At 71.3% G+C, this 11511-nt stretch carries 10 protein-coding genes and 1 pseudogene; 7 read left to right on the top strand and 4 right to left on the bottom strand.

Annotation, left to right across the window (positions count from 1 at the left end; translation table 11 throughout):
* Positions 1-27 precede the first annotated feature (27 nt).
* Entirely contained in the window at positions 28-1194 is a 1167-nt protein-coding gene (locus C1I98_RS26570) for a Cmx/CmrA family chloramphenicol efflux MFS transporter (RefSeq protein ID WP_111170157.1), read from the bottom strand.
* Positions 1195-1933: 739 nt separating this feature from the next.
* Between C1I98_RS26570 and C1I98_RS26565 the strand changes: the two genes are divergently transcribed.
* The 4 genes and pseudogenes from C1I98_RS26565 to C1I98_RS45815 form a co-directional block, all read left to right on the top strand.
* Positions 1934-2596, top strand: a complete 663-nt coding sequence (locus C1I98_RS26565; protein WP_146607647.1) for a hypothetical protein — start codon at positions 1934-1936, stop codon at positions 2594-2596.
* A 94-nt stretch (positions 2597-2690) separates the two neighbouring features.
* Positions 2691-3068 (top strand): DUF2089 domain-containing protein, encoded by a 378-nt coding sequence (locus C1I98_RS26560; RefSeq protein WP_199537229.1) that lies wholly within the window; start codon positions 2691-2693, stop codon positions 3066-3068.
* Positions 3069-3235: 167 nt separating this feature from the next.
* Positions 3236-3658, top strand: coding sequence for an SHOCT-like domain-containing protein (locus C1I98_RS26555; protein WP_111170154.1), 423 nt, complete (start codon positions 3236-3238; stop codon positions 3656-3658).
* A 68-nt stretch (positions 3659-3726) separates the two neighbouring features.
* Positions 3727-3912: pseudogene (locus C1I98_RS45815) on the top strand (nitroreductase family protein); the annotation flags it as partial.
* Positions 3913-4161: 249 nt separating this feature from the next.
* Here C1I98_RS45815 and C1I98_RS44350 read toward each other — a convergent pair.
* Positions 4162-4542 (bottom strand): winged helix-turn-helix transcriptional regulator, encoded by a 381-nt coding sequence (locus C1I98_RS44350; protein WP_111170153.1) that lies wholly within the window; start codon positions 4540-4542, stop codon positions 4162-4164.
* Positions 4543-4614: 72 nt separating this feature from the next.
* Here C1I98_RS44350 and C1I98_RS44345 point away from each other — a divergent pair, with 72 nt between their 5' ends.
* The 3 genes from C1I98_RS44345 (at position 4615) to C1I98_RS26530 (ending at position 9982) form a co-directional block, all read left to right on the top strand.
* On the top strand, positions 4615-5403 hold the full coding sequence (locus tag C1I98_RS44345) for an MBL fold metallo-hydrolase (RefSeq protein ID WP_233508202.1): 789 nt from the start codon (positions 4615-4617) through the stop codon (positions 5401-5403).
* A gap of 134 nt (positions 5404-5537) precedes the next feature.
* Positions 5538-8705, top strand: a complete 3168-nt coding sequence (locus C1I98_RS26535) for an AfsR/SARP family transcriptional regulator (RefSeq protein WP_111170152.1) — start codon at positions 5538-5540, stop codon at positions 8703-8705.
* Positions 8706-8788: 83 nt separating this feature from the next.
* On the top strand, positions 8789-9982 hold the full coding sequence (locus tag C1I98_RS26530; RefSeq protein ID WP_111170151.1) for a cytochrome P450: 1194 nt from the start codon (positions 8789-8791) through the stop codon (positions 9980-9982).
* 49 nt (positions 9983-10031) lie between these two features.
* Here the strand turns inward: C1I98_RS26530 and C1I98_RS26525 are convergent, their stop codons facing one another.
* Together C1I98_RS26525 and C1I98_RS26520 are read right to left on the bottom strand one after the other, a co-directional pair.
* Positions 10032-11012, bottom strand: coding sequence for a tyrosine-type recombinase/integrase (locus tag C1I98_RS26525; protein WP_233508201.1), 981 nt, complete (start codon positions 11010-11012; stop codon positions 10032-10034).
* Positions 11013-11068: 56 nt separating this feature from the next.
* On the bottom strand, positions 11069-11485 hold the full coding sequence (locus C1I98_RS26520) for an ATP-binding protein (protein WP_146607645.1): 417 nt from the start codon (positions 11483-11485) through the stop codon (positions 11069-11071).
* Positions 11486-11511 lie beyond the last annotated feature (26 nt).

Here is an 11511-nt window from a genome sequence, read left to right as displayed (position 1 = left end):
GAGCCGCCCGCCCCTGTAAGGGAGACCTCAGGCTGGGCGCTCCCGTACGCGCAGCGCCGTCCGGGCCAGGCCCGCCGTGACGAACGCCGTCGCCACCAGCGCGGCGCTGATCCACAGCGGCGAGCGGTAGCCGAGCCCGGCGGTGATGGCGAGGCCGCCGAGGGCCGGGCCGGCCGCCGCGCCCACGTTGAACGCGGCGGTGGCGAAGGAACCGCCGAGCGAAGGGGCGTCCGTCGCCGCGTACAACGCCTGGGCGATCAGCGTCGAACCGACGGCGAACGACAGGGCGCCCTGGACGAAGACGAGCGGTACCGTGGCGACCGGGCTGCCGGCCGCGACCGCGAAGAGCACCCACCCGGCGAGCAGGGCGATCCCGCCGAACAACAGGACCCGCATCGGCCGCGTGTCCGACAGCCGGCCCGCGACGCTCACCCCGGCGAACGAACCGAGCCCGAACAACGCCAGCATCACCGGCACCTGCCCCTCGGAGAGCCCGCCGACGTCTACGACCAGCAGGGCCAGGTAGGTGAAAGTGCAGAAGGTGGCGCCGTTGACGAGCGCGCCGAGCAGCAGTAGCACCGGCAGTCGCGGGCCGCGCAGGGCCCGTAGTTCGCGCCGGACGCCGGGGCGGGCCTCGCCCGGGTCACCGGCCGCGTCCGGTACGGAGCGCAGCACCGCGAAGACGGCCGGCAGGGAGATCAGCGCGACGGCCCAGAACGCCGCCCGCCAGCCGAGCGCCTGGCCGAGCACGGCACCGCCCGGCACCCCGGCGACGCACGCGAGGGTGATGCCGCCGAGCAGGACGGAGGTGGCCCGCCCCTTGGCGTTCGGCGCGGCCATGCTCGTCGCCGCGGCGAGCCCAACGGCGAGGAATCCGGCGTTGGCCAGCGCGCCGAGGACCCGGGTGACCACGAGCGCGGCGAAATCGGTGGTGACCGCGCCGACCACGTGTACGAGCACGAACGCGACCAGGAAGACGAGCAGCGCCCGGCGACGCGGCCAGCGCAAACTGAGCACCGCCATCAGCGGGGCCCCGACGATCATGCCGACGGCGAAGGCCGACGTCAGCGCGCCGGCGGCAGAGACGGACACGTCAAGTTCACGGGCGATGTCCGGAACCAGCCCGGACAACATGAACTCCGACGTCCCCTGGGCGAAGACCGCCAATCCGAGAATGTAAATGGCGAAGGGCATGAATAGAGAACTCCACAGCCGCTACGAAAAGGATCACGAAGAACTGGGCATGCGGCCGGCTTGTGTGAACCGGGAGAGGGGTCCGCCCCGGCCGTGGGCACGGCAAAGGCGCCACCGCATGAAAGGGCCCGGCCGGCACGATGAAGGTGCCGGGAATCACCGGGAAAGATCAGTCCGTACGAGGGCGATCCGGCGGCGTGGGTGACGATAAGGGGCGCGGCTCAGCCGAAGGGAACGGCCGGCGCGTCGCACGCCACGGAAGGCCACCGGAGAACCGGTGGCTAGCGTCTTGACGCCTCGGGACTGGACATGCCCGCCAGGGTAGCGAACGGCCCGGCAGGCTGTCGAGTGGACATCGGTGGCGGCTCGATGCCAGATAAGGCCGCCGACCGGGACAGGATCGACACGGCCGGTCGCCGGAAGGTTGCGCGATGATATCGACCGGCGCAGGCCAGGGACCCGGAACTGTTAGTGGGTGCCGGCGTCCTGGCGGCGGCGTGGATCACCCGGGAGTCCACGCCGGCAGGCGTTCGACCCTTACGCCACCGGCCGGAAACCCATCCCCGCCGCCAATGCCACAGGCCCTCCAAAAGCCCGTGGTCATTGAGGTTTCAATACTTCGACATGCACGAGCGTCCGGATCAAAAGCATCACATGCCAGATAGGAAAGAAATAGGCTCGCCGAGTGGATCACAACTTATCGTCCTTCCCGCAGTCCGCTGAACGGCTTCGCGGTGTCATGATCGGACCGCCTGTGGGCGACTACATCGCACTGTGGGACGAGCACGACGTCAGCTTCTGGCGGCTGTCCGGCGCGCCGCCCAGCATGCTGGGGGCGGGTGTGATGATCCGGGTGGGTGACGAGACCGGCCGCTACCGCGAACTCGGTCTGCTCGACCAGGAGGCCGGCCTCCTGGTGCTGCGCGACCAGGACCAAGGGCCGGGGGCGACGCCCGTGGTCCAGCTCGTTCCGCTCGCCCCGGTCACGATGGAGGAGGCGAAGGCCGGGTCCATCAAGGACGACATCACCGTGGCGCGGTGGCTGGGCGACATCGCCTTCGCCGCCGCCACCCGTGGCGAGTGGCTGGCGATTCACCGGGGAAGCCGGCAAGGGCCGTTCGAGCCGATCGTCGTGGTCGAGCTGCTGCGGGACGCGGGCGGCGCATGGTCATCGGCGGTACGCGCGACACCGGTTCCCCAGGGCGCGGAGTTCTGGAGCGAACATACGGTCGGGACCGGCTGGGCGGCCCAGCAGATCGCGACGGCGGCGAGTTCCAAGGCGCTGACGGACAGCGGGGTCATGGCCGTCGCGGCGTTCCTGTCGTGGGGCATCCACCCGCTCATGCTCGGCATGACGTTCGGGCCGAACCCGCACGGACCTTGGTCGGAGTCAGCGCTCTGACCAGAGGCCGGACGGTAAGGAGGAGGCAAGAGTTCGAGAAAATCAAGCCGAGCCTCTTCAAAATTGAGATCTGTTCGGGCGTACTTTCTGAAATATGACAGAGCAGCCGATGGACTGGCAGGAACTGACGAACCTGACCCGGGGCCGGCCGTTCGTCGTCGAGCGGGTGCGGCTGACAGACGGCGGCATCGCGATCGAGGGCGAGTTCGAGCTGCCCAAACTGGCTCAGCTCACGGTCGAGGATCAGGTCTTCGTCACGGCGTTCGTGCGGTGCCACGGCTCCATCAAGCAGATGGAACAGATCTTCGGAGTGAGCTACCCGACGATCAAGTCACGTCTCAACCGGATCACGCAGATGCTCGACTTCGTCGAGAACGATCCGGCGCCGTCGCGGGCCGACATCATCGATCGGCTGCGTCGCGGCGAGATCACCGCGCAGCAGGCCCTGTCCGAGATGGAGGCGCTGACGTGATGCCGCGGTTGGTGACCTTACGCGTCGGACGCCCTGGCCATCGAGCCATCGGCCCATCGGCCGATCCGGAGCCGGTTTCCGGTCCTGCCCGCGGTGCGCGGCACCCGGTTCGACGTCGACTTCAGCCGTACGGCAGTGCTCGTAGCCATCCGACAGGAGAGGTCGCGATGAACGAACAGCGCAAGGACATCCTCGACATGCTGGCCGAGGGCAAGATCACCGCGACGGACGCGGAACGGCTCATCACCGCGCTCGACCGGGCCCGGCCGCCGGTGGTGGCCGGGCCTCCCGTCCGGCCCAAAGGCAGGGCGAAGTACCTGCGGGTGGTCATGGAGTTCTGTGAGGAAGGCGACTCGGGGCGGCTCAACGTGCGGATACCGCTGCGACTGCTGCGCGCGGGCGTACGGCTGGCGGCCCTGATCCCGCCGCAGGCACTGGCCAGGGCCAACGCCGAGCTGGGCAGGTCGGGTGTGCCGTTCGACCTGACGCAACTCAGGCCCGAACACGTTGAGGCGTTCGCGGAACACCTCGACGAGGCGATCGTGGAGCTCGATCAGTCCGATGGCCACCTGCGCGTCTACTGCGAGTAGCCCCCTGGCGGAAGTGGCTGGGGCGCGATTCGGCTGGGTTAGCCTGGCCGCTGGCGGTCCTGCTGGCCGTGGACGCCACGTTGAGCACCCAGGACGCCGAGTTCGACGCGGGACGGGCCGCCCAGAACCTCATGCTCGCCGCCCACATGCTCGGCCTGGGCTCCTGCCCCGTCTCCTTCTTCCCCGCCGGCAACGCCGAGACGGCCACCAGGCTCGCCGGATTCCGGGAGCCGTGGCATGTCCGTACGGGCATCTCCCTCGGCCACCCGGCACCCGCCGTCAAAGGCACCCCCCGCCATCCCCCAGGGCAGGCTCCCGCTGAGCGATCTGGTCATCGAACCGCCCTGAACGGCAGGTCCAGTGCACGAATCCAGGCGGACACCGCCGCGGCGGTGTCCGCGGCGTTCTCCCCGGGCATGGCGAAGCGGTCACCGGCGACTTCCACCGGGTTGAATGGTATATCGTCAGGGCGGGTGCCGCCCAAGGGGCGGCCGGCGGGTGTGTCAGGGCCTGCCGGGCAGTGGGTACGGCGGGAACTCGGGTGGTGGCGGGCCCGCCGGGTCCGGGGCGGTCCAGCTCGTTCCCCAGGTGGCGAGCGCGTGCAGCACGCCGGTGAGCGCGGTGCCGGCCGCGGTGGGCACGTACTCGAAGCGATGGGGGCGCTCGGCGTAGATCTCCTTGCGCAGGACGCCGGCCTCGGTCAGCTCGCGCAGCCTGCGGGCGAGCGTGTTCTCGCTCACCGGCAGGCGCTCGCGCAGCTCGTCGAACCTGCGTGCGCCCTTGAGGATCTCGCGCATGATGATCAGCGCCCAGCGATCGCCGATCACGTCCAGGGCGCGGGCCGCGGGGCAGTTGTCATAAGCCAGGTTCCGGCGCACCGCCATGACCGGACACTAGCAGCTTCCATAAGAGAAGTCGCCCATGTATCGTCCTTGCTCGTGACTTCCAAAATAGAAGTGGCTGATCGTGAGGTAGCACCTGGTATCCACCGCTTCGGCGACGATCACGTCAACTGGTACGTCCTGGAGGACAAGGGCGCCCTCACCGTGATCGACGGCGGCATGCCGGCCCACTGGTCACAGCTGCTGGACTGGCTGGCCCGGCGCGCCTTTTCGCTGGACGCCGTCAAGGCCGTCGTACTGACCCACGGCCACGCGGACCACCTGGGCATCGTCGAGCGGCTGCGCAGGGAGACCGACGCCCTCGTCCACGTCCACGAAGCGGACCGGCCGCTCAGCCGGGGCATCGGGCTGAGGCGGCCGCCCCGGCGGATCGTCCGCAACCTCTGGCGTCCGCACAATCTCGCGCTGTTCGTGGCCTGGGCGCGCGACGGCGTACTTCGGGTGCCGCCCGTGCTGCACGCCTCGGCCTTCGGCGACGGGCAGGTGCTCGACGTACCGGGCGGGTTGCGGGTCGTCCACACGCCCGGGCACAGCGCGGGCAGCAGCACGCTCATCGCGCGGGACGGCGCCGTCGCGCTCACCGGCGACGCGCTCGTCACCCTCGACGTGGTCACCGGCCGGAGGGGGGTCGGCATCATGCCCGGCAAGCTCAACGACGACCCCGCCCAGGCGCTGGCCAGCCTGGACAACCTCAAGGGAGTGGGAGCACGGATCGTACTGCCCGGCCATGGGCGTCCGTGGGCGGACGGCCTCCCGGATGCGCTGAACCGGGCCCGCAGGGCCGGCATCGACTGGCGTGACGTCTCAGCCCACCACCACGGCCACGATCACGCCACACCATAGCCCCGACCGCCTCGACCTTTCGGGTGTGGGTCCGCGACATATCGCGTTTCCTCCTACCATGTCTGATGGAGGTGGGCGGTGTGCGCGCAGTGACGGTTGGCCGGACGCCGCCACGGCTCGGCACAATTGCTGGTGTGAAAGTCGTGCTGCTCGGACCGTTCGAGGTCACGGACCACGATGGGGCCGTGGTGCAGGTCCCCGGGGCCCGGCTACGCGCGCTGCTGGCCGCGCTCGCCCTCGAACCCGGCCGGATCGTCAACCGGGCGCGACTGGTCGACTGGATCTGGGGGCCACGCCCGCCCGCGGACGAAGTCAACGCCTTGCAGGCGTTGGTGTCCAGGCTGCGCAGAGCGCTGCCGGACGGCGTGATCGAGGCGGATTCCGGCGGATACCGGCTGGCCGTGGCCCCCGAGGCCGTGGACGTGTGCCGGTTCGAGCACCTGCTCGGGCAGGCCCGTACCGCCGGGCCCGCCGCGCGGGCTGATCTGCTGCGCTCGGCCCTGGCACTGTGGCGCGGTACGGCCATGGCCGACATCGCGCTGCGTGACAGCGACGCCTTCGACGCTGCGGTCGCGCGCCTGACCGAACTCCACGTGGCCGCCGTCGGGGACCGCATCGACGCCGACATCCGGCTCGGCCGAGGCTCGGAGCTGGTCTGCGAGCTGACCGAGCTGGTCGCCACGCATCCGCTGCGGGAGGGATTCGTGGCCGCCCTGATGCGCGCGCTGGCCGAGGCGGGACGCGGGACCGAGGCGTTGACCGTGTACCAGCGGACGCGCGAACGGCTCGCCGAGGAGCTGGGCGCCGACCCATCGGCCGAGCTCTCCGCACTGCACACCGCATTGCTGCGCGGCGAGGTCGGGAAGCGGCCGGAAAACCGCCAGACGAACCTGCGCGCCGGCCTGACGAGTTTCGTCGGCAAGGACGACGACATCGCCGGGGTCGCCGCGCTGGCCGGCCGGCACCGGCTGGTCACCTTGACCGGGCCGGGCGGCTCCGGCAAGACGCGACTGGCCACCGAGACCGCGCGGACGATGCTCGCCGAGTTGCCGGACGGGGCGTGGCTGGTGGAGCTGGCCTCCGTACGGCCGGGCGGTGACCTGGCGCAGGCCGCCCTCACCGCGATCGGCCTGCGCGAGCGGGCACTGCTCGGCGGCGCTCGCGGCGGGGAGCCGATGGACCTGCTCATCGGCGCGCTCCGGGAGCGCTCGATCCTGCTGATCCTGGACAACTGCGAGCACGTGATCGAGGCGGCGGCGGCCTTCGCGGACCGGCTGCTCGGCGAGTGCCGCGCGCTGCGGATCCTGGCCACGAGCAGGGAGTCGCTCGGCATCATCGGGGAGGCGCTGTGGCAGGTCGAGCCGCTCGCGCTGCCCGCCAACGGGGCCGGCCCGGCCGTCGCCGGGGCCTCGCCCGCGGTACGGCTGCTGCGCGACCGCGCGGGCCTGGTACGCAAGGACATCGGCTCCGACGCGCGCGCCCTGCCGGCCATGGCGCGGATCTGCCGCGCGCTCGACGGGATGCCGCTGGCGATCGAACTGGCCGCGGCGCGGCTGCGCACCATGTCCATAGACCAACTGGAACGCGGCCTCGATGACCGATTCCGGCTGCTGACCGGCGGCAGCCGCACCGCGCTTCCGCGGCACAAGACGCTGCGCGCGGTCGTGGACTGGAGCTGGGACCTACTGAGCGAGGCCGAGCGCGGCGTGCTGCGACGGCTTTCCGTGTTCTCCGGCGGAGCGAGCCTGGAGGCGGCCGAAGGGGTCTGCGCCGGTCCGGCGCTCGCGGGGGAGCAGGTGCTCGACGTGCTGACCGCGCTGACCGAGAAGTCGCTGCTGCTCGCCGAAGGCGAGGGCGCCCCGCGCTACCGGATGCTCGACACCATCAGGGAGTACGCGGCGCACCGGCTCGCCGAGGCGGGGGAGACCGAGGCGGCCCGCCGGGCGCATCTGGCCTACTTCACCGAACTGGCCGAGACGGCCGAGCCGCACCTGCGCCGGGCCGAGCAGTTGGAGTGGCTGTCCAAGCTCAGAGCCGAGCACGACAACATCAGCGCGGCCCTGCGCGGGGCGATCGCCGAGGGCTGGGCCGAGGAGGCGATGCGGCTGGTCGTGCCCGCGGGCTGGTACTGGTTCCTCAGCGGGCACAAGGCCGAAGGCACCGAGCTGTGCGTCGCGGTGGCCTCGCTGGACGGCGAGGTGCCCGATGAGCTGCGCGCGATGGCGTACTTCACCGTGACCGTGTTCGTGTCCGCCGGGTACGGCGATGAGTATCAGGCGCAGGAGTGGATCCACGAGGCGTACCGGTTCACCCGGCGCGGCGATTACCGCAACCCGCTGCTGGGGTTCGTCGGCCTGCTGGAGCGGATGCTGCGCGAGCCGACGGCGTTCCTGCCCGCGTTCGAGCCGCTCATCGCCGACGCCGACCCATGGGTGCGCGCGCAGGCCAGGCTCACGCGTGGCAGGATGCGGCTCACGTACGGCCTGGACACGACCGGCATGGACCTCGACCTCGACATCGCCCTCTCCGAGTTCCGCGCCCTGGGCGACCGGTACGGGATCTCGCTGGCGCTGACCTACGTGGCCGAACGGCTCGCCATGCGAGGCGAGCTCGCACGCGCGTGCCGGCACTACGATGAGGCGGTCGCGGCGCTGGCCGAGCTGGGCGCGGACGAGGACGTCGTCGGCCTCCGGGCGCGGCAGGCCCAGCTCTACTGGCTGCTCGGCGATGAGCGCTCCAGTGACTTCGCGCTGGCCGAGGCGCAGCGGTGCGCGGAGGGGATCGCCTGGCCGGACGCGCTCGTCGAGCTGGAGATCTCGATGGCGCAACTGGCGCGCTGGCGCGGCGAACCTGACCGGGCGCGTCGGCACCTGGCCACGATACGGGCGATGCCCGGGGGTGACGCTCTCGATATCACGATCATCGCGCAGCACGGCTACCTCGCCGAGGATCTGGAGGAGTCCCGGGCGCATCGGGCCGAGATGTTCCGCGTGGGCATCGACCATGTCTTTCCGCCGCTGATCGCCGAGGTGTTGATCGGGATCGCGGATCTCGCGCTGCGCCAGGGGCAGTCTGAGCACGCCGCGCGGCTGCTCGGGGCGAGCGACGGCGTGCGCGGCGCACCGGATCGTTCGCACCCGGACGCCGCACGGATCGCCGCGGACGCGCGAGAGCGCCTCGGTGACGCCGCGTTCGCCGAGGCGGCCCAGGCCGGTCTGCGGGCGGACTGGCGGGAACTGGCCGAGATCACCCTCGCTCCGCGAACGCCGGGCCGCAACGCGACTCCGCCGAATGTCAGGTGAGGCGTCCGCCTCACACTTCACCCCGCTGTCCTGTCGTACCCGGTAGGGGCTCACACCCGCCCCACCGGACGAAAGGACAGAAGATGACCCACGCACTGGAATTACCGCTGCAGATGCGCCGCGACGGTTTCGACCCGGTCGAGGAGCTGGCCCGGGCCCGCGAGGAGGAGGGTGTGGTGCGGGTGCAGACACCGTTCGGCCTGCCCGCCTACCTCGTCTGCCGGCACGAAGACGTCCGCCAGGTGCTCTCGGACCCGGCGCGGTTCAGCAACGCGCTGACGCCGTTCCCGGGGGCCGGGCAGGTCGACGCCGAGGAGGCGGCCCGGTTGCGGGCCGGGCAGTTGATCGCGTTCGATCCGCCGGAGCACACCCGGTTGCGGCGGATGCTCACCGGGGAGTTCACGGTGCGGCGGATGCGCAGGCTGGAGCCGCGGATCACCGAGATCGCGCAGATGGCGCTGGACGACCTGGAACGGGCCGGCAGGCCGGCCGATCTGGTGGCGCATTTCGCGTTGCCGGTGCCCTCACTGGTGATCTGTGAGCTGCTGGGCGTGCCGTACGCGGACCGCGCCGAGTTCCAGGATCGTTCCACGCGGATGCTGGACACCTCCTCACCGATGGGGGAGCGGGTGGCGGCACAGCAGGAGGGCCGCGTCTACATGGGCGACCTGGTGGCCCGCGCGCAGGCCGAGCCGGGGGAGGACATGCTGGGCATGCTGGTACGCGAGCACGGCGGCGAACTCGGCACCGATGAGCTGATCGGCATCGCCGAACTGCTGCTGCTGGCCGGGCATGAGACGACCTCGAACATGCTCGGCCTGGGCACCCTGGCCCTGCTGCGGCACCCGGACCAGATGGCGCTGATCCGCGAGGATCCGGCACTGGTCGAGCCCGCGGTGGAGGAGTTGCTGCGCTGGCTGTCGATCGTGCAGGCGCTGCCGCCGCGTACGGCCACGGTGGATGTGGAGATCGCCGGGCAGGTCATCCCGGCGGGGTCGCTGGTGATCGTCTCGCTGCCCGCCGCCAACCGTGACCCGGCCTTCATCGGCGCCCCGGAGACCCTGGACATCAGCCGGGGGGCGGTGGGGCATGTCGCGTTCGGGCACGGGGTGCATCACTGCCTGGGGGCGCCGCTCGCGCGGATGGAGATGCGCATCGCCTTCCCGGCGTTGTTGCGGCGGTTCCCCGGCCTCGCTCTGGCCGATCCGGACGAGGAGGCGATCTTCCGGGCGTTCAGCATCGTGTACGGGTTGAAGTCGCTGCGGGTGACCTGGTGAGGCGAAGCCGACGAATTCGGACATATTATACTTTGTAAAGGCGTTGGGTTTAAAGCGGCCGTGCCTGCGGCAAGATCAACCGATCAACAGCCTGTCTGCGACGATGCTCCGGCCGCCGGTCATAGCGGGCCGTGGTGGCGGGGGAGGCGTGGCCGACCAGGGCCTGTGCGGTGGCCAGATCGACGCCGGCGTCGAGTAGTTCGCCGATGAAAGTACGGCGGAAGTCGTGCGGCGTCTTTCTGGACGCGCCCGCGGCGGCGAGTCTGCGGCGGATGATGTCGGCCACCGCCTGCCCGGTCATCGGCGCGGGTGCGCCGTCGCGGTGGCGCAGGCGTCCGGTGCGCCCGATCGGGCAGAACAGCGCGCCCGCCGTCGCCCCGCGTACGGCCAGCCAGCGTTCCAGACGGGCGACCGCCGCGCCGGTGAGGTAGGCCAGTCGTTCGCGGTCGCGCTTGCCGCGTACCCGCAGCGAGCGGGCGGCCGGGTCGTAGTCGGCGAGGTTGAGGCCGGCGATCTCGGCGCGGCGGCAGCCGGTGGAGTACAGCACGGCGACGAGGGCCGCGTCGCGTAGTCCTGCGGGGCCGTTGTCGGCCTCGCAGGCGGCCAGTACCGCGGCGACCACCTCCGGGGGCACGTGGGAGCCGGCGGGCAGCCGGGTGTGCTGGACGGTGGGCAGGTCGGCGGCGCGCTGGTAGTCCTCGGCGGTCATCTGGCCGAGTCGCCAGGACTCGCGCAGCACCCGGCGCAGCGCGACGAGGTGTTTGTTGACGTGGGCGGGGGACCAGCCCTGGCCGGTGAGCAGGGCGCGCATGCGCACGGTGTGCTCGTAGCGCAGCAGGTGCCAGGGTTGCCCCGCCCCGGTAACGGTCTCGTCGCCGGTGAGGATCCGGGCGATGCGGTCCAGGCAGCCGGCCATCGTGCGGCGTGACTCGGCGCTGGCCAGGGAATCGAGGTAGGCGTGGTAGGGGTCGGCGGCGGCCGGTGCCGGGGTCGGTTGCCCCTGCGGTGCGGGTCGGGCGAGCGCGTCCACCCGGCCGATCTTAACCGCCGATGGCGCCATCGCCTTGGTGCCGGTGGGTCGGTGGGTCAGGCGGGGCGCAGGCGCAGGCGTATCCGGGTGCCGGTGTGGCCGGTGCGGATCTGGACGAGGTCGCACAATTGGCGTACCGCCCACAGGCCGTGCCCACGCGAGGTGGTGGGGTCGGGTCGCAGGTAGCCCGGGCAGGGGGTGTCGAGCCGGCCGGTGTCGGTGATGTCGCAGACGGCCTCGCCGGCGTTGGCCCACAGGTGGACGGTGCCGTGTCCGCCGCCGTGCTCGACGGCGTTGGCGGCGATTTCGTTGGCCGCGAGGAGCAGGCGTTCGGTCTGCTCGGGGGGCAGGGCGAGCAGGGTGGCGGCGGCGGCCAGGCCGCGTCGCATGCGGTGCAGGCTCGCGTCGAAGGGGATGCGCAGGGCGGTCGGTGGCGGGCCGGGCAGTGGCTGGTGGCTGGCTATTATACACATCTCCGAGCCCACGAGACTAGCGCTCA

Source organism: Spongiactinospora gelatinilytica (assembly GCF_003236385.1).
Taxonomy (GTDB): Bacteria; Actinomycetota; Actinomycetes; order Streptosporangiales; family Streptosporangiaceae; genus Spongiactinospora; species Spongiactinospora gelatinilytica.
The sequence above is the reverse complement of the archived record's forward strand: the minus strand, read 5'-3'. Positions and strand labels throughout refer to the sequence as shown.